The organism is Nonomuraea recticatena (genome assembly GCF_039533245.1).
Classification (GTDB): Bacteria; Actinomycetota; Actinomycetes; order Streptosporangiales; family Streptosporangiaceae; genus Nonomuraea; species Nonomuraea roseola.
In genome coordinates this window covers 82413-107613 of record NZ_BAAATE010000035.1, presented here as the reverse complement: position 1 = coordinate 107613, position 25201 = coordinate 82413, and the positions used below count along the sequence as shown (strand labels likewise).

The 25201-nt window shown below is 70.8% G+C and carries 31 protein-coding genes; 16 read left to right on the top strand and 15 right to left on the bottom strand.

The features are described 5' to 3' along the window. The first annotated feature begins 370 nt into the window (after positions 1-370). On the top strand, positions 371-1360 hold the full coding sequence (locus ABFX50_RS41915) for a calcium-binding protein (protein ID WP_346154735.1): 990 nt from the start codon (positions 371-373) through the stop codon (positions 1358-1360). A gap of 323 nt (positions 1361-1683) precedes the next feature. On the opposite strand, the gene ABFX50_RS41910 is transcribed toward ABFX50_RS41915, so the two are convergent. The 8 genes from ABFX50_RS41910 to ABFX50_RS41875 all read right to left on the bottom strand — a co-directional run bounded on the left by ABFX50_RS41910 (position 1684) and on the right by ABFX50_RS41875 (position 6697). Beyond that, positions 1684-1896, bottom strand: a complete 213-nt coding sequence (locus ABFX50_RS41910; protein ID WP_183659781.1) for a hypothetical protein — start codon at positions 1894-1896, stop codon at positions 1684-1686. Positions 1897-1906: 10 nt separating this feature from the next. Next, complete coding sequence (locus ABFX50_RS41905) at positions 1907-2590, bottom strand: HAD family hydrolase (RefSeq protein ID WP_346154733.1); 684 nt, start codon at positions 2588-2590, stop codon at positions 1907-1909. 333 nt (positions 2591-2923) lie between these two features. Next, entirely contained in the window at positions 2924-3475 is a 552-nt protein-coding gene (locus ABFX50_RS41900; RefSeq protein WP_183659783.1) for a hypothetical protein, read from the bottom strand. Further along, positions 3472-4281 carry a hypothetical protein gene (locus ABFX50_RS41895; protein ID WP_346154731.1) on the bottom strand — a complete coding sequence of 270 codons (810 nt, stop codon included), beginning with the start codon at positions 4279-4281 and terminating at the stop codon, positions 3472-3474. The genes ABFX50_RS41900 and ABFX50_RS41895 overlap by 4 nt, the downstream gene beginning before the upstream one ends. A 171-nt stretch (positions 4282-4452) precedes the next feature. Beyond that, on the bottom strand, positions 4453-4674 hold the full coding sequence (locus ABFX50_RS41890) for a helix-turn-helix domain-containing protein (protein WP_346154729.1): 222 nt from the start codon (positions 4672-4674) through the stop codon (positions 4453-4455). Beyond that, the gene (locus ABFX50_RS41885; protein ID WP_346154727.1) at positions 4674-5171 is read right to left on the bottom strand and encodes a DUF2975 domain-containing protein; all 498 of its coding nucleotides are present in this window, start codon (positions 5169-5171) and stop codon (positions 4674-4676) included. The genes ABFX50_RS41890 and ABFX50_RS41885 overlap by 1 nt, the downstream gene beginning before the upstream one ends. Positions 5172-5300: 129 nt before the next feature. Further along, a complete protein-coding gene (locus ABFX50_RS41880) occupies positions 5301-6476 on the bottom strand; it encodes a cytochrome P450 (RefSeq protein ID WP_346154725.1) in 1176 nt (391 codons plus the stop codon). A gap of 59 nt (positions 6477-6535) precedes the next feature. Next, the gene (locus tag ABFX50_RS41875) at positions 6536-6697 is read right to left on the bottom strand and encodes a hypothetical protein (protein WP_183659787.1); all 162 of its coding nucleotides are present in this window, start codon (positions 6695-6697) and stop codon (positions 6536-6538) included. Between the two features lie 87 nt (positions 6698-6784). Here ABFX50_RS41875 and ABFX50_RS41870 point away from each other — a divergent pair, with 87 nt between their 5' ends. The 4 genes from ABFX50_RS41870 (at position 6785) to ABFX50_RS41855 (ending at position 9468) form a co-directional block, all read left to right on the top strand. Beyond that, positions 6785-7030, top strand: coding sequence for a hypothetical protein (locus ABFX50_RS41870; protein ID WP_346154723.1), 246 nt, complete (start codon positions 6785-6787; stop codon positions 7028-7030). Between the two features lie 118 nt (positions 7031-7148). Beyond that, entirely contained in the window at positions 7149-7424 is a 276-nt protein-coding gene (locus ABFX50_RS41865; RefSeq protein ID WP_346154721.1) for a hypothetical protein, read from the top strand. Positions 7425-7558: 134 nt separating this feature from the next. Further along, positions 7559-8806, top strand: coding sequence for a hypothetical protein (locus ABFX50_RS41860; protein WP_346154719.1), 1248 nt, complete (start codon positions 7559-7561; stop codon positions 8804-8806). Further along, positions 8803-9468, top strand: a complete 666-nt coding sequence (locus ABFX50_RS41855) for a DUF2786 domain-containing protein (protein WP_346121819.1) — start codon at positions 8803-8805, stop codon at positions 9466-9468. Before ABFX50_RS41860 ends, ABFX50_RS41855 begins: the two co-directional genes overlap by 4 nt. Before the next feature lie 36 nt (positions 9469-9504). Here ABFX50_RS41855 and pgm read toward each other — a convergent pair whose 3' ends face one another. After that, a complete protein-coding gene (gene pgm, locus ABFX50_RS41850; RefSeq protein WP_183659791.1) occupies positions 9505-11112 on the bottom strand; it encodes a phosphoglucomutase (alpha-D-glucose-1,6-bisphosphate-dependent) in 1608 nt (535 codons plus the stop codon). Between the two features lie 59 nt (positions 11113-11171). On the opposite strand from pgm, the gene ABFX50_RS41845 reads away from it, so the two are divergent. Genes ABFX50_RS41845 through ABFX50_RS41810 form a run of 8 tightly spaced genes read left to right on the top strand, consistent with a single transcriptional unit; the run spans position 11172 to position 18253 of the window. After that, a complete protein-coding gene (locus ABFX50_RS41845) occupies positions 11172-12161 on the top strand; it encodes an ABC transporter substrate-binding protein (RefSeq protein ID WP_346154716.1) in 990 nt (329 codons plus the stop codon). Next, positions 12158-12979, top strand: a complete 822-nt coding sequence (locus tag ABFX50_RS41840; RefSeq protein ID WP_346154715.1) for an ABC transporter permease — start codon at positions 12158-12160, stop codon at positions 12977-12979. The genes ABFX50_RS41845 and ABFX50_RS41840 overlap by 4 nt, the downstream gene beginning before the upstream one ends. After that, complete coding sequence (locus ABFX50_RS41835; protein ID WP_346154714.1) at positions 12967-13641, top strand: ABC transporter ATP-binding protein; 675 nt, start codon at positions 12967-12969, stop codon at positions 13639-13641. The genes ABFX50_RS41840 and ABFX50_RS41835 overlap by 13 nt, the downstream gene beginning before the upstream one ends. Continuing rightward, positions 13638-14588 carry an ABC transporter substrate-binding protein gene (locus ABFX50_RS41830; protein ID WP_346154712.1) on the top strand — a complete coding sequence of 317 codons (951 nt, stop codon included), beginning with the start codon at positions 13638-13640 and terminating at the stop codon, positions 14586-14588. The genes ABFX50_RS41835 and ABFX50_RS41830 overlap by 4 nt, the downstream gene beginning before the upstream one ends. Further along, positions 14588-15349 carry an LLM class flavin-dependent oxidoreductase gene (locus tag ABFX50_RS41825; protein ID WP_346154710.1) on the top strand — a complete coding sequence of 254 codons (762 nt, stop codon included), beginning with the start codon at positions 14588-14590 and terminating at the stop codon, positions 15347-15349. Before ABFX50_RS41830 ends, ABFX50_RS41825 begins: the two co-directional genes overlap by 1 nt. Then, a complete protein-coding gene (locus tag ABFX50_RS41820) occupies positions 15339-16433 on the top strand; it encodes an LLM class flavin-dependent oxidoreductase (RefSeq protein ID WP_346154708.1) in 1095 nt (364 codons plus the stop codon). The genes ABFX50_RS41825 and ABFX50_RS41820 overlap by 11 nt, the downstream gene beginning before the upstream one ends. Beyond that, the gene (locus ABFX50_RS41815) at positions 16433-17311 is read left to right on the top strand and encodes an ABC transporter substrate-binding protein (protein WP_346154706.1); all 879 of its coding nucleotides are present in this window, start codon (positions 16433-16435) and stop codon (positions 17309-17311) included. Before ABFX50_RS41820 ends, ABFX50_RS41815 begins: the two co-directional genes overlap by 1 nt. Positions 17312-17356: 45 nt before the next feature. Then, positions 17357-18253, top strand: coding sequence for a TIGR03564 family F420-dependent LLM class oxidoreductase (locus ABFX50_RS41810; protein WP_346154704.1), 897 nt, complete (start codon positions 17357-17359; stop codon positions 18251-18253). On the opposite strand, the gene ABFX50_RS41805 is transcribed toward ABFX50_RS41810, so the two are convergent. From ABFX50_RS41805 to ABFX50_RS41780, 6 genes are all read right to left on the bottom strand, one after another. Next, positions 18250-18657 (bottom strand): VOC family protein, encoded by a 408-nt coding sequence (locus ABFX50_RS41805; protein WP_346154702.1) that lies wholly within the window; start codon positions 18655-18657, stop codon positions 18250-18252. The genes ABFX50_RS41810 and ABFX50_RS41805 overlap by 4 nt on opposite strands. Beyond that, a complete protein-coding gene (locus tag ABFX50_RS41800; RefSeq protein WP_346154700.1) occupies positions 18654-19130 on the bottom strand; it encodes a helix-turn-helix transcriptional regulator in 477 nt (158 codons plus the stop codon). The genes ABFX50_RS41805 and ABFX50_RS41800 overlap by 4 nt, the downstream gene beginning before the upstream one ends. Further along, positions 19117-20256, bottom strand: coding sequence for a 4-hydroxybenzoate 3-monooxygenase (locus ABFX50_RS41795; protein WP_346154698.1), 1140 nt, complete (start codon positions 20254-20256; stop codon positions 19117-19119). The genes ABFX50_RS41800 and ABFX50_RS41795 overlap by 14 nt, the downstream gene beginning before the upstream one ends. Before the next feature lie 62 nt (positions 20257-20318). Continuing rightward, the gene (locus tag ABFX50_RS41790) at positions 20319-21059 is read right to left on the bottom strand and encodes an IclR family transcriptional regulator (RefSeq protein WP_346154695.1); all 741 of its coding nucleotides are present in this window, start codon (positions 21057-21059) and stop codon (positions 20319-20321) included. A gap of 9 nt (positions 21060-21068) precedes the next feature. Beyond that, on the bottom strand, positions 21069-21704 hold the full coding sequence (locus ABFX50_RS41785) for a CoA transferase subunit B (protein WP_346154692.1): 636 nt from the start codon (positions 21702-21704) through the stop codon (positions 21069-21071). Beyond that, on the bottom strand, positions 21704-22456 hold the full coding sequence (locus ABFX50_RS41780; RefSeq protein ID WP_346154690.1) for a CoA transferase subunit A: 753 nt from the start codon (positions 22454-22456) through the stop codon (positions 21704-21706). The genes ABFX50_RS41785 and ABFX50_RS41780 overlap by 1 nt, the downstream gene beginning before the upstream one ends. Positions 22457-22554: 98 nt before the next feature. On the opposite strand from ABFX50_RS41780, the gene ABFX50_RS41775 reads away from it, so the two are divergent. Genes ABFX50_RS41775 through ABFX50_RS41765 form a run of 3 tightly spaced genes read left to right on the top strand, consistent with a single transcriptional unit; the run spans position 22555 to position 25168 of the window. Further along, a complete protein-coding gene (locus tag ABFX50_RS41775) occupies positions 22555-23385 on the top strand; it encodes a sulfotransferase family protein (RefSeq protein WP_346154687.1) in 831 nt (276 codons plus the stop codon). After that, positions 23382-24551 carry a glycosyltransferase gene (locus ABFX50_RS41770; RefSeq protein WP_346154685.1) on the top strand — a complete coding sequence of 390 codons (1170 nt, stop codon included), beginning with the start codon at positions 23382-23384 and terminating at the stop codon, positions 24549-24551. Before ABFX50_RS41775 ends, ABFX50_RS41770 begins: the two co-directional genes overlap by 4 nt. 11 nt (positions 24552-24562) lie before the next feature. Further along, the gene (locus ABFX50_RS41765; RefSeq protein ID WP_346154684.1) at positions 24563-25168 is read left to right on the top strand and encodes a glycoside hydrolase family 25 protein; all 606 of its coding nucleotides are present in this window, start codon (positions 24563-24565) and stop codon (positions 25166-25168) included. Positions 25169-25201: the final 33 nt, after the last annotated feature.

Genomic DNA, 25201 nt, shown 5'->3' with positions numbered 1-25201 from the left:
CCGGAGAGCTACGAGGCCGGACTCCACCTCCGAGGCTCGATCATGTGGTTGAAGCTCCTCACCTCAGCCACATGATCCGAACTCCGAACAGCTCCTAAATGACGCAGTTGGCCGGCAGCTCGTTGAACTTGGGCCGCCATCGGCCTCCTCCAGTAGTTCCCCTGCGGCTGTCACGATTGCCGGTGTGGTGCGAATCCGAATTCGTTTAGCGATGATACGACTACTAACTGTGACTAAAGGGAATGCGGAAACGCCCACGCAACACCACATAGACGGCACCGGCCATCCGAAGGCAGTGGGAACCACCGGACCGAGAAAACCGGCCAGGCGGCTCGCCGCGGCTGGGTCCGTCGGCGTCCTCATGGCGGGGATGATCGCCTCGTCCGGGATCGCCGACGCCAGGACGCAACCACCGACGTGCTTCGGCGTGCCGGCCACGATCATCGCCGCGCCCAACTCACCCACCAACGGGACCGCGGCCCGGGATGTGATCGTCGGAACCGCCGGCCCGGACGTCATCGACGGCCGGCAGGGCAACGACCTGATCTGCGGCCTGGCCGGAGACGACATCCTCGCCGGCGGGCTCGGCAACGACAAGATCGACGGCGGCACCGGGGAGGACGGCCTGCACGGCGACATCTTCAGCCCGAGGGGACACGCCTCCGGTGGCGGCAACGACCAGATGTTCGGCGGCGACGGCAATGACCTCATGACCGGCGACAGCCGGGGACTCAGCGCATCCGGTGGCGGGAACGACCGCATGGACGGCGGCGCCGACGGCGGCACCGGCGAGGAACACCTGGTCGGCGACTCCGGCTCAACCGCCGGCGACGCCGCGGGCGCCGGGGACGACCTGCTCCTGGGTGGGCCCGGCAGCGAACTGCTCATCGGTGACAGCAACGCCGCCCGGAACGCGAGCGGGAACGGCGGTAACGACCTCCTGGACGCGGGCACTGACGGCGGATTCGCGGCGATCGGGGACCATAACATCAATGACCCGGCAGGCGGGAGGGCCACCGGCTCCGGCGGAGACAGGATCATCGGCGGTAGCGCGGACGACTTTCTCGTTGGCGACAGCACCGTGGTGGATGCCACCGTCACCAGCGCCGGCCACGATGTGATCTCCGGCCGTGGGGGCAACGACGCACTGTTCGGCGACAACACCGACTTCGATGTCACCAGGAGCGTCGGCACTGCAGGCGGCAACGACCTCCTCGACGGCGGCGACGGCGGCGACACGCTCAGGGCGGGCCCCCGCAACGACCTTCTCGACGGCGGCCCCGGTACCCCGGACGACTGCGATGGGGAGGCAGGGATCGACGCCGCAGCCCGCTGCGAGATCGTCTCGAACGTGCCGTAGGCGCGGTAGGCCGGGCCTGCGGATCGCTGCCGTTCGGGCGCCGGGGAAACGTCGATCGCCCGACGCCCCACGTGCTTGTTGATCGCGGGGACAGAAAACGCCCGTGCGGTGGCACCCCGACGAGGCTCGCCTGGGCGACGGAGACCGCGCCAGCGGGGGCACGTCCGTCTTGGGCGGCAGGGAATGCTGCTCGGGCGTGGAGAGCAGCCGGCTGTGCGGCACCGGGACATCCCGCCCCGCCGTGGCGGAATGCTCGGGTGCGGCCGAATCGTCACGCGGGTCTGGCGAGGTCGCGGCGGCGGGGACGAGGGGAGCGCGGGGCGTCAGGCGGTGGTGAGTTCGCCGAACAGTTCGAGGGCGGCCCGCCGTACCTCCACGGGGTCGAGGCCGTCCAGGACGCTCCTGGCGTGGTCGGTGTCCCTGGTGGTCGCGAGCGTGATCGCCACCGAGTGGGCGGCCGTACGGCTGAGCGATCCGGCGGGGGCGTTGTCGGCGAGTTCCTGGGCGCGGGCGGCGAGCTCGAGATTGTCGGTCATAGTCCGCACGTTATAGACGAACACGCCCTGTGACGTCCAGCTCCGCGAGATCGGAGATGACCACGTGCGCGCCGAGCTCCTTGAAGGCGAGCCCGGCCCTGTCGACCGCGACGATCAGTCCGAACCCGCCCTGACCCGCGGCCTCGATGCCCGGCAGCGTGTCGCCCACCACCGCGATCTCGGCGGGCGGGACGTCCAGCAGCCTGGCGCCCTCCTCGAAGGAGGCGGGCCCCGGCTGGTCGTGGCGGCCGGCGACGACGACGTCGAACAGGTGCATGAGGCCGGCCGCCGTCACTACCCTGTGGCAGTGCGTGCTGGCGGAGACCGCGGCCGTACGGCTGCCGCGGTGCCGCAGCTCGTGCAGGAGCCGGACGGCGGCGGGGAAGGCGGCCACGCCGTACCGCTCGATCTGGGCGAGGAAGACGCGGTCCTTGGCCTCGCCGAGAGCGGCCACCTCCTCCTCGGAGGGGTCGAGCCCCCGAGAGGCGAGGAAGGTGCGCGCCCCGTCGAGGCGCGTGCGGCCGTCGACGTGGCAGAGGTAGTCCTCACGCACGTCGAAGGGGGCCGAACGCCCGCGCAGGAAGGGGTCGAGGGCGCTCTTCCACGCTGCCGCGTGGACACGGGCCGTGTCCGTGACGACGCCGTCGGTGTCGAACACGACGGCCCTGATCCCGCTCAGGTCGATTGCTGGCACACCATAGACGCTACGCCTTGACATGCCGCGCGGGGAGTGGCCATGTCTTGAAGGTGCGCGTGCTGCTGGCCACCGTGGTCGTGATGACGCTCGGCGTGGTCGCGGTAGCCGTGCTGACCCTGCTCATCCTGACCTAGGGCTGCCTGAATGACCGCCGGCGTCCGCAGCGTGGTGAGGATGAGCGTTCCAGCGCCGCCCACTGCGTCACCGTTGAGGTGTCCACGAGGTCTCCGGTATCCGGTTCGTCCCGGTTGACCGACCATCTACCGGAGACCTCCTGGAACAACCAGCCCAGTCAGGACGTCCTGCAGACGTCACCGCGGGCCTTGGCCCCTACCTGTTGTTGTTCCCGCACCAGTCGACCCAGATGTGGCCGCTGCCGTTGTCGTGGACACGCCTGCCCAAGGGGCTGCGCTGCCAGGCGTCGGCGCCGTCGTTGACCCACGAGAAGACGTAGTCGCCGCGGCGCAGGTCCCAGTAGTCGCCGTTGCCGACGCAGGCGTAGGCGCTGCCCGACCAGGTGGCGTAGTCGTAGACGTTCACGTCGTCGTAGCGGCCAGGGAAGCCGTTGTTCCAGATCACGTCGACCCTGTTGTTCCAGCCTTCGGGCCAGCCGTCGTAGGCGTCACCGGGGTACAACAGGGCCTTGTTCCTGTCGTCGGACCAGACGTAGAAGTTGCCGTCCGCGTTCAGGGTTCGCACGGGCAGCCCCGACTGGATCTTCGCCACGCCGTCCGGGCGCTCAGGCTTCGCCGCAGTGCTGACGGGCTTTTCCGCTTCACTGGTGGGCACGGGTGCGGGGTCGGCATATGCGGCCGCCTGCGTGCCGGTTATCACGGCGGTGGCGGTCATGACGCCGAGCAGGACATCTCTCAGAATCTTCACGTTAAATTTCCCTTTCCCTGTTCACTGACGAGGGCACGCGCCTTGGGCAGCGCCGACTCACGCAGCCGCGCCGCGTTCTCGAATTCCTCCGGATAGCGCTTTTTCAGCGTCGCCGCGTTCGCGGCGTCCAGGTCGCGTGCCGTCTTGGACAATCCGGTGTCCACCGCGCAGCGCGCTTCGGCCGTCGCGGCCTTCTTGTCATGGCTGTCCGCGTCGGCTCCCTGCTGGGCGAGGAGCTGTTTACGGAGGGCGAGCGGAGTGGTGGCGGAGAATCCCGTTCGGCTCATGCACTCCGACCAGCGTTTCAGCGCGGCCCTGTAGGCAGGGTCCGCCTGGGTCTGGCCGATGCGCATGTTGCCGAGCGTCTGGATGACTCTGCTGGCCTTGAACCACCGGCCCTTGTCGCCGTAGAGCTCCTGCCAGGCCTGCGCCGCGCATCCGTTGGCGCTGTGGCCCACCGTGCCGCCGATGGGCAGCTCCGCCTCCAGGGCGGCGGCGCGGTCGCCGTGGAAGGCGGTGAGCCAGGCTCGCCGCCGGTCCTCGGGCAGAGCGCGGAAGTAGTTCTCCGACGGGGCGGCGGTCTTGCCGAGCTCCTGCCTCCGAGCCCTTCCGTACCCGTTCTCCCGCGCCCATTCCACGTCGTCGACGACGTAGGGGAACAATTCCATGTCCGGCGTCCAGCTTTTCGGCTGAGGCCAGTACTTCCAATTCTGCCGCGCCATGCAGGAGCCGATGAGAATCTGCTCCGCACGATGCAGAACATCCGTTTCCACCGGCGCGCCCGCACATCCCGACAGTGCGGCCACGCCTAAGAGGACACAGAATGCCCGTGACATGGACATGTGGAATCCCCCCGAGTTCCCGTTGCTGTGGGAAAGCCTAAACAGGGGGGCGGAGTTTATTAAGCGGAAAAACTGCCAACCATCAGCGGATCGGCGCCATGCCGTGCGCCGCCAGACGCCGGTCCGCTGCCGGCGTCACCCGTCCCGGGCGTCCTCGGCCTCCCAGCGCAGCAGATCTCCCGGCTGGCACTCGAGCACCTCGCAGAGCGCGGCGAGCGTCGTGAAGCGCACCGCCTTGGCGCGGCCGTTCTTGAGCACCGCCAGGTTGGCGGGCGTGATCCCGACGCGGTCGGCGAGCTCGCCCACGGACATCTTCCGCTTGGCCAGCATCACGTCGATGTCGACGGCGATCGGCATCAGATCACCTCTTCGAGCTCGGCCTGCATCTGCGCCGCCTCGACGTCGCGGGCGACGGCCTGGGCGAGCAGCATCCGCAGCACGAGCACGACCAGCGCGACCCCCAGGATCGCCAGGGCGGCCCCGCAGATCAGCAGGACGATGCCGGGGGCGACGGGCTCGCCCGGCGCCAGGAGCACCGCGAGCGCGAACATCAGGAGGGCGGCCGCCACGACCGCGCCGATCACGATGTGCACGTACCGGAAGGCGGCGTGGGAGAAGACGGTTCCGCGCCGCACCATCGTCACCAGCCGCCATACGCACACCAGGACGACCTGGGCCGTCACGACGCCCAGGACCACGATCGCGAGGAACGGGGTGCGCAGGTAGGCGTAGTCCGCGTTGAGCTCCTCCATGTCGATGGCGAGCAGCGGCACCATCACCGTCTGTACGAACACCGAGCCGGCCAGCAGCGCCACGAGCACGGCTCGCAGCGCGAGCACTGTCAGCTTTCCCATCGTCTCTCCTTCGATCGAGCAGCGATGGAAATATATCGACTTTCGATAGATGCAGCAAGCCGTCACCCGACACGACAAGACCGCCACCTCCTGCGAGGCGGCGGTCCGAGATTCGTGCGCGGGCGGAGCCTAGAAGGCGACCGGGAGCTCCTTCACGCCGTAGACGATCGCCAGTTCCCTGAAGGGCACCTCGTCGTACGGCACGGCCAGCCGCAGCGAGGGGAAGCGCCGCAGCAGCGCGGGGTAGGCGATCCGCATCTCCATCTGCGCGAGCGGAGCGCCGATGCAGCGGTGGATGCCGTGCCCGAAGGCCAGGTGGGAGGGGGCGTCACGAAGGGGGTCGACGCGGTCCATGTCGGCGCCGAGCGAGGGGTCGCGGTTGGCCGCGGTCAGCGAGCACAGCACCATCTCGCCCTTGGCGATCCGCTGGCCGCCCAGCTCCAGGTCCTCCCGGGCGAAGCGGGGGAAGGCCACCTGCACCACGGTCATGTAGCGCAGCAGCTCCTCCACCACCTTGGAGACGTGCTCGCCGCCCTCGCGGACCTTCGCCAGCTCGTCGGGGTTCTCCAGCAGCCACAGCGTGCCGAGGGCGAGCATGCTCGTGCTGGTGTCGTGCCCGCCGGTCAGCAGCCCGTCGGCGAACCCGGCCAGCTCCTTGTCGGAGATCTCGTCGCCGTGGTCGCGCACCAGCTGGCCGAGCAGTCCCTCGCCGGGGTTCTTGCGCTCCCTGACGGCCAGCTCGGTCAGGAAGGCCATCGACTCGTTCACCGCGTCCAGCGAGGCCTCGGGCCCTGCGGAGAAGTCGAACCTGTCGGTGCTGAGGCGCAGGAAGTCCGAGCGCTCGTCGTACGGCACGCCGAGCAGTTCGCACACCACGAGCGAGGGGATCGGCAGCGCGAACATCTCGACCAGGTCGACGGGGGAGCCCTTGCGCTCCATCGCGTCGAGGTGCTCCTCCACGATCGCCTCGATGCGCGGCTCCAGCCTGCGCAGCCGCCGCATCGTGAACTCGGGTGTCAGGTAGCGCCGCAGCCTGGTGTGCTCGGGTGGGTCACGGAAGCCGAGCCCGCCTGGGTCGTCCTGCGTGGCGCCCATGCCGATCACGTTGCCGAAGTCGTTGCTGAAGCGTCCCGTGTCGCCGAGGACGGCCCGCACGTCCTCGTAACGGGTGGCCAGCCACACGGTCTGCCCGCCGGGGATCTGCATGGGGAAGACCGGCTGCTCCGTGCGGATGCGGGCAAGCTCGGCGACCGGGTCGAAGCCCTCGCGCATGAACTGCACGAGCGGAAACTCGTTTTCAGACACGAGTGTCAGCGTAGGGGGAGGGGGCGCCGGTTATGAGAGTCGGTGGGATGAGATGTGCCTCATCCTGAGGGCGGAAGATCAGTCGGCCTGTCGAATCCCTCGGAGGCTCCGTACACCTCCTCGTCGTCAGGGTCCTGCTCCGGCTGGTTGGCCGGGTCGGATGCGGAGGGGGTGAACTCCTCCGCGAAGTCGGGCTCTTCCTCTGGCTCTTGTTGCGACATGGCAGGCCCCTACCCCCCGGACGCGGGCTCTCCCCATCCGTCCCATGGTTTTGCCCGCCTTTGGCGTCCGGCCTGTCACGGTGGAGTATGGACACGCCGGGTGAGGAACGGTGGCTCAGCGCGCTGCGCGACCGCGCGGCCGGTCTGGCCTTCCCCGAGTGGCAGCCGCGCGACGACGACTGGACGAGCCTCCACACCTCCTTCGACGAGGAGGGCGCCCCTCTGACGGAGGTGGCCGTCTACCGCGGCCACGAGCGCATCCACTTCCATCGCTACACCGGCGAGGATCTGACCGCCTTCTGGATCAGGCTGGTCAACCAGATCTCCGAGTGAACGGGCCGGCTGGATGCCTTATGGCAAAAGGGATATCGGCGGCGCGGCGGGGCGGTCACCTGCCCTGCTCATCCCCCGTCTTAGGATCGGCTCATCACCGCGCCGACCTGGGGGAACGATGGCTGACTTCGACCCGCCGACCGATCTGCTCGAGCTCAAGAGAGCCTTCAACGTCATAGACGCCCGCTGCGAGGAGATCTCCGCCGCCCTGCCGTCCAACGTCGCCGTCCTCGAGGGGAAGGCCGAGTTCGACATGGAGCGGCAGGCCGAACTGGTGGAGGCAAGGTCCGACCGCCTGCGCCTCGTGGAGGAGATCAACCGCCATCCGTGGTGGTCGGCCGTGGACGACAGGCACGCGGCGTGGAGGGCGCTGCACCAGGCCGCCCAGTCCTGACGAGCGCCGCGCCGTCCGGCCGATTTCTCCGGCCATGACTTTGATGATCCGACCAAAGGGAGGTATGCCCGACTGATAATCTCAACGATCTCGTTGATATACAGTCGGACATCAAGACTGACGGAAAGTGACTGATGCCTCTCTTCGAGCAAGCCGCCACTTTCGCGTCGGAGCACCCGGTCGGCACGGCGTTCATCTGTCTGCTGGCCCTGATCGCCCTGGCGCTTGCCTTCCTCATCCTTCGCGTCGCCCTTCGCGTCTGCACGCGCTTCTACCTGCAGGTCGTGGCTCCTCGTCCGATCGAGGACATCCTCACGATCGTCGCCGCCTCGATCGCCACCGGCGTCTCCGCACAGGGCATGTGGCGTTTCTCCGGCGACGTGCTGGGTCTCGACGGGCCGCTGCGGCTGCTGCTGTTCGCCTTCATCGAGGTCGCGATCGTGACCTCGGCCGTACGGGCGCGGCGCAACATGAGGGAGAACTTCTCGGCGGGCATCGACGGCATCGCCGTCTGGGCGCTGACCTGCCTGACGGCCGTGCTGTCGAGCATGGACGCGCGCAGCCTCGCCGAGGCGATCTTCAGGCTGGCCGCGCCGCTGGTGGCCGCCTGGCTGTGGGAGCGGGGCATGGCGATCGAACGGCACCGCATCCGCGGCACGGGCCGCATCAACTGGCGCTTCACGCCCGAGCGGGTGCTGGTGCGGATGGGGCTCGCCGAGGTGTCGGACCGTACGGCGAGCGAGGTCGACGCGCACCGCAGGCTCACCCGCGTGGCGCTGGCCGCCAAGAAGGCCAGGTCGCTGCGCGAGCAGGGGGCCTCGGAGCGCAAGTTGCGCGTGGCCATGGCGCGCCTCGACCGGGCGATGGACCAGGCCGTCGAGCACACGGGCCTGGCCGTCGACCCGGCCCGCCAGGAGGCCCTGCTGCAGCAGATCGGCGCGCTCTACAACACCGCCAAGCTGATCGACGCCGACCCGCGCGTGCCGTGGGAGAGCGAGGACCAGCTGGCGACGGACCACCACCACGTGCCCGCCAGGCCCGCACTGCCGCCCGCGCTGGCCCGCCTGGTGGAGGACGAGGACGAGGACATCGAGGTCCTCGACACCACCCCGCAGGTCATGGACACCGCCCAGCGCGCCGCGCTGATGCGGGCCGCCCGCGAGTACTGGGACAGGCAGATCGCCAAGCGGATCGTGCCCCGCACCGTCGACATCGCGCAGGAGATCGGCATCTCGCTGGCGACGGCGAGGGAGTACCGCGCGCTGTGGAAGCTCGAACCGCAGGCGCACGCGCTGATCGAGGCCCTCTACCAGGAACACGGCATCGTCGACACCGGCACCTTCCCCATCATCGCGGACGGCGACCGTATCCTCACCGGGTGAGCGACCCGGGGATGAGCCGCACCCTCGACAGGGTGCGGAAGCTGCTGGCCAAGGCCGAGGGCACCGACAACGAGCACGAGCGCGAGACGTTCATGGCGGCGGCCACGGCGCTGATGGCCAAGTACGGCATCTCGGCCGTCGCCGAGCCGTCGCCCAGGGGTCCCGGCAACAGGGTCGTCACGGTCGGAGATCCGTGGGCGAGGGAGAAGGCCCGCCTGGTGTACCTGGTGGCCGAGGCTCTGCGCTGCCGTCCGGTCCTCATCGGCAAGGGGGACGGCGGGCAGCGGGTGCACGTCTTCGGCTTCGCCGCCGACCTGGAGCGCGCCGACCTGCTGGCGACCTCGCTGCTGCTGCAGATGGCCTCGGGCCTGGCCAGGGTGCCCGCACCGCCCGAAGGGGTGCGGGCCTACCGGCGTTCGTGGATGCTCGGCTTCACCGACGAGGTCTACCGGCTGCTGTCGGCGGCCGAGTCGAAGGCGGCGGCCACCGGGACGCCCGGCACCGCGCTGGTGCTGGCCGACCGCAGGGCCGAGGTGGAGCAGGCGGTGGCCGAGGTCTACCCGAAGATCCGGCGCAGCGTGCCGAGGATGAGCGGCGACGGCTACCGCGACGGGGTCTCGGCCGCCCGCCGCGCCGACCTGGCCCGCCCCGCGGTGCGCTAGTCTGCTCCGGCCGTCGGCTCGCCCTTCTCCCGCCTGTCAGCTCAGCGCGGCCGAGACGACCGCCCTGGCCTCCTCCTGGACCTGGGCCAGGTGGTCGGCGCCCTTGAACGACTCGGCGTAGATCTTGTAGACGTCCTCGGTCCCCGAGGGCCTGGCCGCGAACCAGGCGCTCTCGGTGCACACCTTCACCCCGCCCAGGGCCGCCCCGTTGCCTGGAGCGCTGGTCAGCACGTCCGTGATGGGCTCGCCCGCGAGGGTGTCGGCCGTCACCTGCGAGGCCGACAGCTTGGCCAGCACCGCCTTCTCCTCCCGCGTGGCGGGCGCGTCGACGCGCGCGTAGGCGGGGGCGCCGAAGCGCGAGGTCAGCTCCTGGTAGCGGGCGCTGGGTGAGGCGCCGGTGACAGCGAGGATCTCCGAGGCCAGCAGCGCCAGGATGATGCCGTCCTTGTCGGTGCTCCACGCCGAGCCGTCGCGACGCAGGAACGAGGCGCCGGCGCTCTCCTCACCGCCGAACCCGAGAGAGCCGTCGAGCAGGCCGGAGACGAACCACTTGAACCCGACGGGCACCTCGTACAGCGGGCGGCCGAGGTCGGCGGCCACCCTGTCGATCATGCCGCTGCTGACCAGCGTCTTGCCGACGCCCGCTCCCGCCGGCCACGAGGGACGGTGGCCGTAGAGGTAGGAGATGGCCACGGCCAGGTAGTGGTTGGGGTTCATCAGCCCGCCGTCGGGCGTGACGACGCCGTGCCTGTCGGAGTCGGCGTCGTTGCCGGTGGAGATGTCGAAGCGGGCCTTGTTGTCGATCAGCGAGGCCATCGCGTAGGGGGAGGAGCAGTCCATGCGGATCTTGCCGTCCCAGTCGAGCGTCATGAAGCGCCAGGTGGGGTCCACGAGCGGGTTCACGACCGTGAGGTCGAGGCGGTGGCGGTCGGCGATCTCGCCCCAGTAGGCCACGCTGGCCCCGCCGAGCGGGTCGGCGCCGATGCGCACGCCGGCCGACCTGATCGCGTCGAGGTCGACCACGCTGGGCAGGTCGTCGACGTAGTGGCCGAGGAAGTCGTAGCGCTCGCCCATGGCCGGCGTGTAGGGAGCCCTGCGCACCTCCTTGAGCCCGCCCGCGATCAGCGCGTTGGCGCGGTCCTGGATCCAGGAGGTGGCGTCGGTGTCGGCAGGGCCGCCGTTGGGCGGGTTGTACTTGAAGCCGCCGTCGCCGGGCGGGTTGTGCGACGGGGTGACCACGACGCCGTCGGAGCCCGGGTGGGTGAGGATCGCGTGCGAGACGGCGGGCGTGGGGGTGTAGCCGTCGCGGCTGTCGACCAGCACGGTCACGTCGTTGGCGGCGAACACCTCCAGCGCGGAGATCTTCGCGGGCTCCGACAGCGCGTGCGTGTCGGCGCCGAGGAACAGCGGCCCCGTGATGCCCTGCGCGGCGCGGTACTCCACGATCGCCTGGCTCGTGGCCAGGATGTGGTCCTCGTTGAAGGCGGTGTTGAAGGACGAGCCTCGGTGCCCCGAGGTGCCGAACGCCACGCGCTGCGACACCTCGGAGGGGTCGGGGTGCAGCGCGTAGTACGCGGTCACCAGGCGGGCCACGTCGACCAGGTCGGATGGCTGGGCAGGCTGCCCGGCGCGCTCATGCGTCATGAGATCCACTCTACAGATCCGGCTTGACGCAGACTAAACCTACCTGAATTATAGGGAATATGAGTCCTCGCCTGGCGATCCTCGCGGTCGCGACGCTGTGCGCCCTGTCCGCCTGCTCCTCGCCCACCGCGACAGCGCAGGCGGGAGCCGTACTGAAGATCAAGGATCCGGGAAACGCCGGCCCCCTGGCGTACGCGAAGAAGAACGGAATCCTGGAGAAACGGCTGGCCCAGGTCGGTGCGAAGGTCGAGTGGGGCGGCACCTACGCCTCCTTCACCGCCACCGTCGACGCGGTCCGCTCCGGCTCGGTCAACGTGCTGGAGGGGGCGATCTCGCCCGCCCTCGGCTACCTGGCCAACGGCAGGGACATCAAGATCTTCTCCATCACCGACAGGGTCGTCGACCCGGCCGCGCCGAAGACCGACGGCCTGGTCGTGCCGGCCGACAGCCCCGTCAAGGACGTCAAGGAGCTGGTGGGCAAGCGGATCGCCGTCAACAAGGGCGGGCGAGGGGAGTACCTGCTGCTGCTCGCGCTGGAGCGGGCCGGCGTCAGGCCCGACCAGGTGACGCGGGTCTACCTCAACCCCGACCAGGCCGCCTCCGCCTTCGCCACCGGCAAGGTCGACGCCTGGTGGGCCATCGTGCGGGCCTACCCCGAGGCGGTCGCCAAGGGCGCCCGCGTGCTGGTGCACAGCAACGACCTGCCCGACCAGGACCTCAGCATCCAGGCCGCCAGGGTCGAACTGCTCGAGAAGCACCCTGAGGCGGTGCGGGTCTACCTCGACGTGCTGAGGGAGCTCACCGCGCAGGCCAAGACCGAGCCGGACGCGTTCCAGAACGTCTTCCTCGCCCAGGGGCCCACCGCCCTGTCGGGGGCGCGGCTGAAGGAGGAGCTGGACAAGTCGAGGTACGCGCTGCCGCCGCGACCCGCCACCGCCGCCGACCTGACCTACGTGAAGGACGTGGCGGGCGTCTTCCACAGGTACGGCGTGCTGCCCGCCTCGGTGAACCCCTCCGACGTCATCTTCGACCTGCGAGCGTCGTCGTGACGACCCTCACCTCGGCCGAGCTGGTGACGGGCCTGGAGGAGCCGAGGTTCCTCGGTGTCAGGCACCGGCGCCCTGCCCTCAGCGTGGCGATCAGGGCGTCGGTGCCGCTGCTCCTGCTGGCCGCCTGGTGGTACGGCTCGGCGAGCGGCGCCATCCCCTCCGACGTGCTGGCAGCCCCCTCCCAGGTCGTGGGGGCGCTCGGCGAGCTGGCCGCGACGGGACAGCTCACCGACTACCTGCTGGCATCGGCCCACCGAGCGGGTCTCGGGGTCCTGCTCGGCGGCGGGGCCGGCCTGCTCCTCGGCGTGGTCGCGGGGCTGTCCGCGCTCGGCGAGGAGCTGGTCGACCCGACCATGCAGATGAAGCGGGCCGTGCCCTTCCTCGCGCTGGTGCCGCTGTTCATCTCGTGGTTCGGCGTCGAGGAGAGCTTCAAGGTGGTGCTCATCGCGGTGGCCGCGGCAGGCCCGATGTACGCCTACACCTACCTCGGCGTCCGCGGCGTGGACCGCAAGCTGGTCGAGGCCGCCAGGGGCTTCGGGCTCAAAGGGCCCAGGCTGGCGCTCGGCGTCATCATCCCCACCGCGCTGCCGAGCATCCTCATGGCGCTGCGCGTCTCCCTGTCGGTCGCGCTGACCGGCCTCATCGCCGCCGAGCAGATCGGCGCCACCGAGGGCATCGGCTACCTCGTCACGCTCGCCCAGCAGTACTACCGCAGCGACTACATGGTCCTGTGCGTGGTCGTCTACGCCGTGCTCGGCCTGGTCATCGACCTGGCCATCCGCGGCGCGGAGAAGGCGAGCATGCCATGGCGGCGGTAAGCCTCAACGGCCTGACCAAGTCCTACGGCGCCAAGACCGTGCTGAGGGAGCTCGACCTCGACATCGCCAGGGGAGAGTTCTTCGCCTTGCTCGGGCCGAGCGGCACCGGCAAGACGACGCTGCTGAGGGTCCTGGCGGGGCTGGAGCTGCCTGACGCGGGCACCGTGCTGGCGCCGCCGCGCCGTACGACCGTCTACCAGGAGCCGCGCCTCGTGCAGGCCCGCAGGGTGCTGGCGAACGTGACGCTCGGACTGCCGCGCTCGGCCCGCGAGGCGGGCAGGGCGGCGCTGGCCGAGGTGGGCCTCGAAGGCTACGACGAGGCCTGGCCCTCGACGCTGTCGGGCGGCGAGGCGCAGCGGGTCGCGCTGGCCAGGGCGCTGGTCAGGCAGCCCGAGCTGCTCCTGCTCGACGAGCCCTTCGCCGCGCTCGACGCGCTGACCAGGCTCCAGATGCAGGAGCTGGTCGCCGAGCTGTGCGCCCGCCACAGGCCTGCCGTCGTGCTCGTCACCCACGACGTGGACGAGGCCGTACGGCTGGCCGACCGCGTCGCCGTCCTGCGGGAGGGCCGGCTGGCGGTGGACCGCCGCCTCGACCCGCCCGAGCTGCGCGACTACGCGGACTACCGCGCTCTGTTCCTCTCTCACCTTGGAGTGCACGTATGAAGATCTGGTACACCCGCTGCCCCGTGCCCACGGCCTCGGGTCTCGCCTACAACCTCGGCTGGCTGGAACAGGAGCTCGGCGACGTCGGCGTGCTGCAGGAGGCGCCGCCCGAGATCGCCAGGCACCACTTCGACCACGACCTGCTCGGCCTGTTCCGCGAGGGCGGCAACGTGCCCGCGCTGGCCGCCCGCTCGGAGGGCGCCCGCACGCGGCTGATCGGCCTCACCTGGATCGAGGAGTGGCAGTCGATCCTGGTCAGGCCCGACTCCGGCATCAGGGACGCGGCAGGGCTGCGCGGCGCCAGGTTCGCGCTGCCCGGCTGGGCGGCGAGCAGGGCCGAGAGCTTCCCCCGTGCGATGGCGCTGCACGGCGCGAAGGGCGCGCTGTCGCAGGCGGGGCTGACGCTCGACGACGTGCGGTTCGTGGACGTGCCCTCCGACGGCTGGTGGCCGGGGCTGGAGGCGCTCAGGCGGGGCGAGGTGGACGCCGTCTACGTGAAGGGCGCCCGAGCCGCCGAGCAGGCCGCCCAGCTCGGCCTGGCCGTGGCGGTGGCCCTCGACGCGCACCCCGACCCGCGCACCCGCGTGAACAACGGCACGCCGAGGCCCATCACCGTCCACGAGGACCTGCTCGCCGAGCGGCCCGAGGTGGTCATCGGCTTCCTCGTCCAGACCCTGCGCGCCGCCGAGTGGGCCGCCTCCAGCCTGGACGAGGTGCGGGCGATCCTCGGCAGGGAGACGCGCTCGGGAAGCGACGGCGTGGTCACCGCCTACAGGAACGACTTCCACACCGCGCTCCACCCCGACCTGTCCGGCGAGCGGCTCGACCTGCTGCGCGTCCAGAAGGACTTTCTACGCCTGCACGGCTTCCTCGCCTCCGACGTCGACCAGGGCGCGTGGCTGGCCCCAGAACCGCTGGCCGAGGCCCGCAAGAAGGTGGGGCTGTGATGGCGGAGTTCTTCGTCACGCTGCCCAGCAGGGGTGAGCGGCGCGGCAGCGGCGACCATCTCCTGCAGGTGGCGAGGGCGGCCGAGCTGGCCGGCTTCACCGGCGCGTACGCCCCCTTCGACCCCGATGGGGAGGAGACCCTCGTCGTCTCGGCGGGGCTGCTCAGGGCGACCAGGCACCTGCGGTTGCTGGCCGGCTTCCACCCCGCCGTCGCCACCCCCGTCTACGCGGCCAAGCTCAGCGCCTCCCTGCAGCGCTTCTCGGGCGACAGGCTCGACTGGCGGCTCGAGGTGGACCTCGACCCCGCCGTCGCGAGGGCCCACGGCGACTTCGTCGCGGGCAGCGACCGCTACGCCCGCGCGGACGAGTTCCTGACGGTTGCCAAGGGGGTCTGGCACGAGAGCGACCTCACCTTCGAGGGCCGCTTCTACCAGGTGCTGTCCGGCGGTTTCGGCCCTCCGCTCACGGGGCGGGCCTTCCCCCGCGTCCACCTGTCGGGGACCTCGCCCGAGGCGCTGGCGCTGTCGGCCCGGCACGCGGACGTGCACGTCTTCGAGCAGGGCGACGACCTCGCGCTCATGGAGCAGCTACCGGGGCTGGCCTTCGGGGTACGGCTGACCGCGCCCGAGCCCGAGGCGATCAGGGAGTACATCGACAAGGGCGTGGAGGTCTTCCACCTGGAGGCCACGCCGTACCTGGAGGAGACCTACCGTCTGGGCGAGCAGGTCCTCCCGCTGCTGGAGGCCGCACATGCCGGTTGAGCTCTACTGGAGGATCGGCACCCACGGCGACCAGCCGTCACTGCGCCGCCGCACCCCCACGAGAGGTGACTGGGCGCCCCTCGCGCCCGGCAACCTGGCGCCCGGCGTGCGCGACGACTACAGCTACCTCGAGCACATGGGCGACGTGGCGCGGGCCACGGAGGGGGCGGGGTTCGCCGGCGGGCTGCTGCCGTCCTTCCCCAACACCGACGACCCGTGGGCGGCCGCCGCCGCGCTGGGCCGTGAGACCTCCACCTACCGCTTCATGATCGCCTTTCAACCGGGCTTCCTGCACCCTGTGCAGGCCGCGCGGATGACCGCGACGCTGCAGCGGGCCACCGGAGGGCGGGTCGTCTACAACGTGATCTCCGGTGGGGGCGGCCCCGCCCAGCTGTGGTGGGGCGACAAGGTCGACCACGACGACCGCTACGCGCGCACCTCGGAGTTCCTCGACGTGCTCAGGGGCGTGTGGAGCGGGTCGCCGTACTCCTTCGAGGGACGCTTCTACCGGGTGGAGGGCGCGCGGCTGCCGTCCGCGCTGCTCGGCCAGCCCTTCCCCGAGATCTACTTCTCCGGCTCCTCGCCCGCGGCGATCGAGGCGGCGGGACGGCACGCCGACTACTACCTGTCGTGGCTCGAGCCCTTCCACGCGCTGGCGGAGAAGTTCGCGCAGGTGCGCGAGCACAGCGTCACCCCGCCGAAGTTCGCGGTACGGCTCGACGTGCTGGCCAGGCCGACGGAGGAGGAGGCGTGGGCGGAGATCGAGGAGGGCTGGAGCAACAGCTCCGTGCCGGCCGACGCCACCGGCGACTCCATCGGGTGGCAGCGCAGCCGCTCCTTCGTCACAGGGCCGGTCAACGGCCCCCGCGACCTCGAGGTCACCCCGAACGTCTGGGGCGGCTTCCACCTGCTGCGCGGCGGGCCCGCCTTCGGGCTGGTCGGCAGCTACGCCCAGGTCGCCGCCAGGCTCGACGAACTGATCGAGCTCGGCGTCGACTCATTCGTCCTGGCGGGAGTGCCTCACCTGGAAGAGGCCTACCGCGTCGGCGAGAACGTGATTCCCCTGGTGAAAGGACTGTCCTGATGACCGTGCGTGTCGGCTACTTCCCCTCGAACAACTCCCTCTGGGTGCTGCGCCACAGGGGCATCCTCGAAAGGAGCCTGCCCGACGTCGAGTGGGTGGACCTCAGGGACCTGCCCGCGGGCGACAGGCCCTCGCCCACCGAGGGGCTGCCCTCGGCCCATGGCGACCACCTGTTCGACGGCGGCTACGACTTCATCGGCACCGGGTCGACGCCCCCTGTCACCGCGCAGGGCAAGGGTCACGACATCGTCTACGCGGGCATCTCGGGCTCGAGGCACGAGAACGGCCGGCTGGTGGTGCGCTCAGACTCCGACATCCAGAGCGTCGCCGACCTCAAGGGCAGGAAGGTCGCGCTCGGCCACGGCTCCTGGCAGACCACGCTGCTGCTGTTCGCCCTCGACGACGCGGGGCTGGCCTGGAGCGACATCGTCCCTGTCGACGCCGGGGTCGACGCCGCCGGACTCCTCATCGACGGCGACGTCGACGCGTGGGTCGGCTCCTACCCCTCGCTCAGCGCGGTCGAGGAGCACACCAGGACGCTCGTCCAGACCGAGGGCCTGTTCAGCCACCGCTCGCTCTGGTTCACCAGGCGCGACTTCGCCACCGACCACCCCGACCAGCTGAAGGCCATCGTCGCGGCGCTCGACGAGTCCGACACCTGGATCACGCGGAACTATCGCGAGGCGGCGGAGCTGTTCGCCGCAGACGACGGCGGCAACGTCGAGGCGTGGGAGCACGCGCTGCGCAGGCGGCCGTGGGGCGTGCGGCCGGTGAGCCCGGAGTTCGTCGCCGAGCAGCAGCGCGCCGCCGACCTCTTCCACGAGGCGGGACTGATCTCCAAGAAGATCACCGTGGCGGACGCGGTCATCGAGATCTAGCGGGGTTAGACTCGCGGCAGCCAAACAGAATGGAGTTCGGTTGCGATGCGAGTCGGACTGTTCCTCAACGAGCCCCAAGGCCCCGACCCGATCGGGGAGCTGAGGGAGACCATCGCCCGAGCCGCCGATGACGGGTTCGCCTCGGCCTGGCAGTCCCACATCTTCGGCCTCGACGCGCTCACCGCGCTGGCCGTGGCGGGCAGCCAGGTCCCGGGCATCGAGCTCGGCACCGCGGTCGTCCCCACCTATCCCCGGCACCCGGCCGCCCTGGCCCAGCAGGCGCTGACCACCAACGCCGCCCTCGGCGGGCGCCTCGCGCTGGGCATCGGCCTGTCCCACCAGATCGTCATCGAGCACATGTTCGGCTACGACTTCTCGCGCCCCGCCAGGCACATGAAGGAGTACCTGGACATCCTGCTCCCGCTGGCCCGGGGGGAGAAGGCGGAGGTCACGGGCGAGACGCTCAAGGCCAACATCCAGCTCAGCACGCCCGGCACCGGCCTGCCCGTGCTGATCGCCGCCCTCGCCCCCCGGATGCTCGCCCTGGCCGGCGCGGTGGCCGACGGCACCGTCCTGTGGATGACGGGGCCGAGGACGGTGGCCGAGCACGTCGTGCCCGCGCTCACCGCCGCCGCGAGCGGGGCGGGCCGTCCGGCGCCGCCCATCGACTGCGCGCTGCCGGTCTGCGTCACCGACGACCCCGCCGCCGCGAAGGCGCGGGCCGCCGAGGTCTTCTCGGTGTACGGCGAGCTGCCCTCCTACCGGGCCATGCTGGACAGGGAGGGCGCGGCGACCCCCGGCGACGTGGCGATCGTGGGCGACGAGGAGGCGGTGCGGGCCCAGATCGACGGCCTGGCCAAGGCCGGGGTCACCGACTTCGTGGCGGCGGAGTTCTCCGGGAGGGAGCGCACCAGGGCGTTCCTCAAGGGCCTGCTCGGCTAGCTCCTGCGCTGCGTGAGGCTGAACCAGTTGCCCGAGTTGTCGCGGAAGACCGCCTCGATCCCGTAGGGGCGGTCGGCGGGCTCCTGCACGAACTCCACGCCCTTGGCCGACAGCTCCTCGAAGGTCTTGTGGCAGTCGTCGGTCGCCATGACGCCGGGGCCCATCGCCCCCTTCGAGACGACCGCGCGCATCTGCCCGGCGGTCTCCTCGTCGAAGTGCGGCGCGCCGATCGCGGACAGGACGATGGTGACGTCGGGCCGGCCCTTCGGCCCGACGGTCAGCCAGCGGTAGTCGCCGAGGCGCACGTCCTCGCGCTCCTCGAAGCCGAGAGAGCCGGTGTAGAAGGCCTTGGCCTCGTCCTGGTCCAGCACGTAGACGCAGGTGTGGGACATTCCATTGATCATGACGCTGCTCCTCTGTCGTCGTCCTCCTCCACGACAGTAGGGGCCGCTCCCGCGGCTCCGCTTCTTCCAGATTGCTCGAACGGCGGACGGGTGCACATCAGCACGAAGCAGCCGGGGATCGGGGGAGGGCCGCCCAGCCGTACGGACTCTTCCCTGAAGGCGCTCGGCGACATGCCGACCAGCGAGGTGAAGCGGGAGCTGAACGAGCCGAGGCTGGAGAAGCCGACCAGCACGCAGACCTCGGTGACGGTGAGGTTCGTGGCGCGCAGCAGGTCCTTGGCGCGCTCGATGCGACGCGAGGTCAGGTAGCGGGCCGGCGTCTCGCCGTAGACCCGCCTGAAGGAGCGGGCGAAGTGGAAGCGCGAGCAGCCCGCGGCCCCTGCCAGCGCGTCGAGGTCGAGCGGCTCGGCGTAGCGGCGATCGGCCAGGTCGCGGGCGCGGCGCAGGTGGGGCAGCAGATCAGCGGCCGTCATAGGCGAAGCCTACGTAGTTCTCCGCGAGAGTGGTGGATGCGGCGGCGGAGGAGACCACGTACTCCAGGTGCGAGAGCTGGAGCCGCCTGGCGAAGGCGTCGGCCGCGGGATCGGTGTGCAGCAGCGTGGTCATCCAGTAGGAGAAGTGCTCGGCCCTCCACACCTGCCGCAGCCGCGACTGCGAATAGCCGTCGAGCCCCCCGTCGGCGATCGCGCCCGCCAGCGCCGTGACGTCGGAGACGGCCAGGTTGAGCCCCTTGGCGCCGGTGGGAGGGACGATGTGGGCGGCGTCGCCCGCCAGGAACAGCCGCTCGTGCCGCATCGGCTCGGTGACGAAGCTGCGCATCGGCGTGACGGCCTTCTCCCTGATCGGGCCGTCCTTGAGCGTCCAGCCGTCGGTGGTGGCGAACCTGGTGCGCAGCTCGGCCCAGATCCGCTCGTCGGGCCAGTCGGACGGCTGGTCGGTCGGGTCGACCTGCAGGTAGAGGCGGCTGACCTGGGGGGAGCGCAGGCTGTGCAGGGCGAAGCCGCGCTCGTGGTGGCAGTAGATGAGCTCCTCGGTGGAGGGCGGCACGTCGGCCAGCACGCCGAGCCACGCGTACGGGTACTCCCGCTCGAACACCGTCGAGCCCCGCACCGCCGCCCGCGATACGCCGTGGAAGCCGTCGCACCCGGCGATCAGGTCGCAGTCGAGGGTGTGCAGCCGGCCGTTCTCGCGGTAGGTGACGCGCGGCGTGACCGGGTCGACCTCGACCACCTCGGCCCCGAACCGGATCCTGCCCTCCGGCGCGAGCGCGATGAGGTCCTTGACGATCTCGGTCTGGGCGTAGATCGTCACCGCCTTGCCGCCGGTGAGCTCGCTCAGCGCGATGCGGTGCCCCCGCCCGCCGAAGCGCAGCTCGAGCCCGTGGTGGGTGAGGCCCTCGCGGTCAAGCCTGTCGGCCGCGCCGCAGGCCCTCAGCACGTCCACGGTGCCCTGTTCCAGCATGCCCGCGCGCTGCCGCCGCTCGCAGTAGGCCCTGTCGCGGCTCTCCAGCACCACGGCGTCGATGCCGCGCCGCTCCAACAGACGGGACAGCAGCAGGCCCGCGGGGCCGGCGCCGATGATCGCTACCTGGGTACGCATGGCCTGATCCTCGTGCTCGGGCGCGCCGGCTCAGCCGCCGCTCTTCCGGTCAGTGGAACTCATCAGTAGTGACCGCTCACATCGCGCGACAGCGCCCGCGCCGTGGTGATCAGCGTGGGCACGACCGCCCGCAGATCGGCGCGCGGCCTGGTGACGATCGACAGCGCGGCGATCACCTCGCCACCCGCTCCGCGCACCGGCGCCGCCACAGAGCAGGTGCCGAGCGTCATCTCCTCGCGGGTGACCGCCACGCCCGTCCTGCGCACCTCGGCCAGGGCGGCCCTCAGCCTGACGGGATCGGTCACCGTGTGCCTGGTGAGCGCGGGCAGCCCCGAGGAGACCACCTCCTCCGTCACCTGCTCGGGGGCGAAGGCCAGCAGCACCCTGCCCACCCCCGTGGCGTGCAGCGGCAGCTCGCCGCCCACCCTGCTGACGATCGGCACGGAGGAGGGCCCGCGCAGCCGTTCGAGGTAGAGAGCCTTCAGGCCCCGCCGTACGGCCAGCTGCACGTTGGCGTGCGTGACCTCGTACAGGTCCTCCATGTACGGCAGCGCCAGCTCGCGCAGGTCGGCCGCGGCCGCGGCCTGGGCGCCGATGCGCCACAGCCTGATGCCGACCCTGTAGGCGCCGTCGGGCATCCGCTCGACGAAGCCGCCTCTGGTCAGCTCGCCGACCAGCCGGTGGCCCGTGGCCAGCGGCAGGTCGGCCCTGCGGCAGATCTCGGTCAGCGTCAGCCGCATCTCCCCGTGGGAGAAGGCGTCGAGGATCGCCATCACCTTGCCGGCGACGCTGGGAGGCGGCATGTCCGGATACTAACCCTCCAGCAGGAGCTCGGGCTCCGTCGCCGCCCTGACCTCCTCCTCGCTCACCCCCGGCGCGGCCTCCACCAGCACGAGGCCGTCGGGGGTCACGTCGAGCACGGCCAGGTCGGTGATGACCCGGTGCACGCAGGCCGCGCCCGTGAGGGGCAGCGAGCACTCCTTGACGATCTTCGGGGAGCCGTCGCGGGCGAGGTGCTCCATGACCACGATGACCCTGCGCGCGCCGTGGACCAGGTCCATCGCGCCGCCCATGCCTTTGATCATCTTTCCGGGCACCGCCCAGTTGGCCAGGTCGCCGCGGGCCGAGACCTGCATCCCGCCGAGCACCGCCACGTCGATGTGGCCTCCGCGGATCATGCCGAACGACAGGGAGGAGTCGAAGAACGACGCCCCGGGAAGGACGGTCACCGTCTCCTTGCCCGCGTTGATCAGGTCGGGGTCGACCTCGTCCTCGAGCGGGTAGGGGCCCACGCCCAGCACGCCGTTCTCGGAGTGGACGACCACGTGCACGTCCGGGGGGATGAACGCGGGGATCAGCGTGGGCAGCCCGATCCCCAGGTTGACGTAGGCGCCGTCGGTCAGCTCGGCCGCCGCCCTCGCCGCCATCTGCTCCCTGCTCCATGCCATCAGGCGCGCACCGTCCTCTTCTCCACGTGCTTGTCGGCGGCCTGCTCGGGGGTGAGCGCCACGACCCGCCGCACGAACACCCCTGGCAGGTGGACCTCGTCGGGGTCGAGCTCGCACAGCTCCTCGACCTCCGCGATCGTCACCCTTCCCGCCATCGCGGCCAGCGGGTTGAAGTTGCGCGCGCTCCTGTCGAAGACGAGGTTGCCGTACCGGTCGCCCTTGGCCGCCCTGACCAGCGCGAAGTCTGTGGTGATCGACTCCTCGAGCACGTGGGGGACGCCGCCGAACTCCCTCACCTCCTTGGCGGGGGAGGCCACCGCCACGCTCCCGTCGGGCGCGTAACGCCAGGGCAGCCCGCCCTCGGCCACCAGCGTGCCGACCCCTGCGGGCGTGTAGAAGGCGGGGATGCCGCAGCCGCCCGCCCGCAGCCGCTCGGCCAGCGTGCCCTGCGGCACCAGCTCCACCTCGATCTCGCCGCTGAGATAGCGCCTGGCCAGCTCCTTGTTCTCGCCGATGTAGGAGCCCGTCGCCCTGGCGATCCTGCCCTCGGCCAGCAGCAGCCCGAGGCCGCGCCCGTCGACGCCGCAGTTGTTCGACACCACGCGCAGGTCGCGCGAGCCCTTCTCGTGCAACGCGGCGATCAGCACCGAAGGCACCCCGCACAAACCGAACCCGCCTACCGCCAGCGACGCGCCGTCGCCCACGTCGGCGACCGCCTCGGCCGCCGACCCCACCACCTTGCCGACCCTCATGGGCTCACCGTCTCAGCCGCTACCGACAACGCCACTATGTGCTTCCGGTGAGCGGAAGCCCAGCTAATCCTCAGGTCGGGTTGTTAGCCTCCCTCGACATGAACTGGAGACGAAGGGTCAACAAAACCTTCGGAGACCTGACGGGCTTCCAGCTCACCAGGCTGCCCGTCGCCGCGCCCGAGCCGGAGCCCGAGGTGAGAGCGCCCGCCGATCCCGCCTCCGACCGGCTGCTGCGCGCGCCGGTGTTCCTCCTGTGCCCTGTCAGGTCGGGCTCCACGCTCCTGCGGGCCGTGCTCAACGCCCACTCGATGATCCACGCGCCGCACGAGCTGCACGTGCGCAGGCTGACCGTCGGGTACGGCACGACGCTGGCCGAACGGGCCATGGAGGCGCTCGGCCACAACAGAGCCGATCTGGAGCACCTGCTGTGGGACCGGGTCCTGCACCGCGAGCTGGTCAGGAGCGGCAAGCGCGTCGTCGTCGACAAGACGCCCGCCAACGCCTTCGCCTACCAGCGCATCGCCGCCTGCTGGCCCGACGCCCGCTACGTCTTCCTGCTGCGCCACCCCGCCTCCATCGCCCGCTCGTGGCAGGAGACCTCGGGCCGCTCGACCGAGGACGCCGTCACCGACTCGCTGCGCTACATGAAGGCCGTCGAACGCGCCAGGAAGGCGCTGCCGGGGCTGACCGTCCGCTACGAGGACTTCACCGCCGACCCCGCGGGCAAGGCCCGCGAGATCTGCTCCTTCCTCGACGTCCCCTTCGAGCCGGGCATGCTCGAGTACGGCGACGCCCCATGGGTCAAGGGCCTCGGCGACTGGAAGGACAAGATCCGCACGGGAACGGTCCAGAAGGGCCGCCCGCTGCCGCCGATCGACGAGGTGCCCGCCCCGCTGCGGACGCTCACCACCCGGTGGGGCTACACATGAAGATCCGCTACCTGCTCCTCCACGCGTACGGCACGGGCGGCACCATCCGCACCGTCCTGACCCAGGCGGGCTGGATGGCGGAGGCCGGTCACGACGTCGAGGTCGTCAGCGTGGTCAGGCGCCGTACCGCGACGGGCTTCGCGATCCCGAAGGGCGTGAAGCTCAGGGCCCTGGTCGACCAGCGCACGGGCATCGCCGAGCCGCGCCTGCACGCCAGGATGCTGCGCAAGCTGCGCGGCCACGTCGTGCCCAGGGGAGAGCCCGCCGCCGCCTACTTCACCCCCGAGGTCGAGGCCGCGGTCGCCCGCTGGCTGCGCGGCCTGTCGGAGGGCGTGCTCGTCACCACCAGGCCCGCGCTCAACCTGCTGGCCGCCCGGCACGCCTCGGGCAGGGTGGCCACGGTCGCCCAGGAGCACATGAACTTCGCCAGCCACCGGCAGGCTGTGCAGCGGGCGATCAGGCGCGCTTACGGCAGGTTCGACGCGGTCACCGTCCTCACCGAGACCGACAGGGCCGACTACGAGCGGGTCCTGCCGGGCTCGAGGATCGTGCGCGTCCCCAACGCCGTGCACCCCATGGAGCGCGCGCTCGCCGACCACACCTCCGCCACCGCGGTCGCGGCGGGCAGGCTCGTCCCGCAGAAGGGCTTCGACCTGCTCATCCCCGCCTTCCAGCGGGCCACGCAGGCCCATCAGGACTGGCGGCTGCGCATCTTCGGCACCGGGGTCAAACGGGCCGAGCTGGCGGCGATGGCGGAGGCGGCCGCGCCCAGGGTCGAGCTGATGGGCCGCTCCGACGCCTTCCACGAGGAGCTGGCCGCCTCCGCGCTCTACGTGCTCAGCTCCAGGTTCGAGGGGCTGCCCATGGTCATGATCGAGGCCATGGCGCACGGGCTGCCCGTCGTGGCCTTCGACTGCCCGACGGGCCCCGGCGAGGTCATCACCCACGACGTGGACGGCGTGCTGGTCCCGCCGCAGGACCTGGACGCCCTGACCAGGGCGATCACCGAACTGATCGAGGACGAGCCGAGACGCAGGAGGCTGGGGGCGCAGGCGGTGCGGACCGTCGAGGCCTACTCCATGCAGGCGGTTGCCCCGAAGTGGCTCGAGCTGTTCAATGATCTGCAGACGGCGCGGCGAGGGGCCGACCGGACGCCCCTTTCGTAGACTCCGGCAAGGTGGAACGGGTGTTGCACGGCATAGACGTGTCCAACTGGCAGGGAAACGTCGACTGGGGCAACCATGCCGACGACGGCGTCTCCTTCGCGTTCGCCAAGGCGACCGAGGGCGTGACCTACACCGACAAGTGGTTCGACCGCAACTGGCAGCGCATGCGCGAGAACTGGCTGGTGTGCGGGGCCTACCACTTCGCCAAACCCAAGGGCAACCCCGCCGACCAGGCCGGACACTTCCTGCGCACGATCCAGCAGGCGGGCGGGCTGCGCAGGGGCGACCTGGTCGCGCTCGACCTCGAGTCCCACGAAGGACTGCCCGCCGACGAGGTGGCCGCGTTCGCCAGGCGCTGGTGCAGGATCGTCGAGAGGCGCACGGGCATGCGTCCCTTCATCTACACCCACGCGTGGTTCGCCCGCGCGGGCAACTGCGCGGGCCTGGGCGAATACCCGCTCTGGATCGCCTCTCCCAGCAGGCCCAAGGGCGACCCCCTGGTGCCTTCCCCATGGCGCGACTGGAAGATCCACCAGTACGACAACAGCCCGATCGACCGCAACGTCTTCCACGGCAGCCGCGAGGACCTGACCAGGCTGGGTTACGACCCGCGATAGCATCGTTGTCCACCGACCAACGCCGCTATCCAA

Coding starts and splice junctions, on each gene's coding strand:
- ABFX50_RS41830 (WP_346154712.1), top strand. CDS start 13,638: ATGAAGATCTGGTACACCCGCTGCCCCGTGCCCACGGCCTCGGGTCTC.
- ABFX50_RS41870 (WP_346154723.1), top strand. CDS start 6,785: ATGGACACGCCGGGTGAGGAACGGTGGCTCAGCGCGCTGCGCGACCGC.
- ABFX50_RS41865 (WP_346154721.1), top strand. CDS start 7,149: ATGGCTGACTTCGACCCGCCGACCGATCTGCTCGAGCTCAAGAGAGCC.
- ABFX50_RS41800 (WP_346154700.1), bottom strand. CDS start 19,130: ATGACGGCCGCTGATCTGCTGCCCCACCTGCGCCGCGCCCGCGACCTG.
- ABFX50_RS41770 (WP_346154685.1), top strand. CDS start 23,382: ATGAAGATCCGCTACCTGCTCCTCCACGCGTACGGCACGGGCGGCACC.
- ABFX50_RS41805 (WP_346154702.1), bottom strand. CDS start 18,657: ATGATCAATGGAATGTCCCACACCTGCGTCTACGTGCTGGACCAGGAC.
- ABFX50_RS41910 (WP_183659781.1), bottom strand. CDS start 1,896: ATGACCGACAATCTCGAGCTCGCCGCCCGCGCCCAGGAACTCGCCGAC.
- ABFX50_RS41810 (WP_346154704.1), top strand. CDS start 17,357: ATGCGAGTCGGACTGTTCCTCAACGAGCCCCAAGGCCCCGACCCGATC.
- ABFX50_RS41795 (WP_346154698.1), bottom strand. CDS start 20,256: ATGCGTACCCAGGTAGCGATCATCGGCGCCGGCCCCGCGGGCCTGCTG.
- ABFX50_RS41815 (WP_346154706.1), top strand. CDS start 16,433: ATGACCGTGCGTGTCGGCTACTTCCCCTCGAACAACTCCCTCTGGGTG.
- ABFX50_RS41915 (WP_346154735.1), top strand. CDS start 371: ATGATCGCCTCGTCCGGGATCGCCGACGCCAGGACGCAACCACCGACG.
- ABFX50_RS41825 (WP_346154710.1), top strand. CDS start 14,588: ATGGCGGAGTTCTTCGTCACGCTGCCCAGCAGGGGTGAGCGGCGCGGC.
- pgm (WP_183659791.1), bottom strand. CDS start 11,112: ATGACGCATGAGCGCGCCGGGCAGCCTGCCCAGCCATCCGACCTGGTC.
- ABFX50_RS41785 (WP_346154692.1), bottom strand. CDS start 21,704: ATGGCATGGAGCAGGGAGCAGATGGCGGCGAGGGCGGCGGCCGAGCTG.
- ABFX50_RS41780 (WP_346154690.1), bottom strand. CDS start 22,456: ATGAGGGTCGGCAAGGTGGTGGGGTCGGCGGCCGAGGCGGTCGCCGAC.
- ABFX50_RS41845 (WP_346154716.1), top strand. CDS start 11,172: ATGAGTCCTCGCCTGGCGATCCTCGCGGTCGCGACGCTGTGCGCCCTG.
- ABFX50_RS41860 (WP_346154719.1), top strand. CDS start 7,559: ATGCCTCTCTTCGAGCAAGCCGCCACTTTCGCGTCGGAGCACCCGGTC.
- ABFX50_RS41875 (WP_183659787.1), bottom strand. CDS start 6,697: ATGTCGCAACAAGAGCCAGAGGAAGAGCCCGACTTCGCGGAGGAGTTC.
- ABFX50_RS41835 (WP_346154714.1), top strand. CDS start 12,967: ATGGCGGCGGTAAGCCTCAACGGCCTGACCAAGTCCTACGGCGCCAAG.
- ABFX50_RS41890 (WP_346154729.1), bottom strand. CDS start 4,674: ATGCCGATCGCCGTCGACATCGACGTGATGCTGGCCAAGCGGAAGATG.
- ABFX50_RS41820 (WP_346154708.1), top strand. CDS start 15,339: ATGCCGGTTGAGCTCTACTGGAGGATCGGCACCCACGGCGACCAGCCG.
- ABFX50_RS41775 (WP_346154687.1), top strand. CDS start 22,555: ATGAACTGGAGACGAAGGGTCAACAAAACCTTCGGAGACCTGACGGGC.
- ABFX50_RS41885 (WP_346154727.1), bottom strand. CDS start 5,171: ATGGGAAAGCTGACAGTGCTCGCGCTGCGAGCCGTGCTCGTGGCGCTG.
- ABFX50_RS41790 (WP_346154695.1), bottom strand. CDS start 21,059: ATGCCGCCTCCCAGCGTCGCCGGCAAGGTGATGGCGATCCTCGACGCC.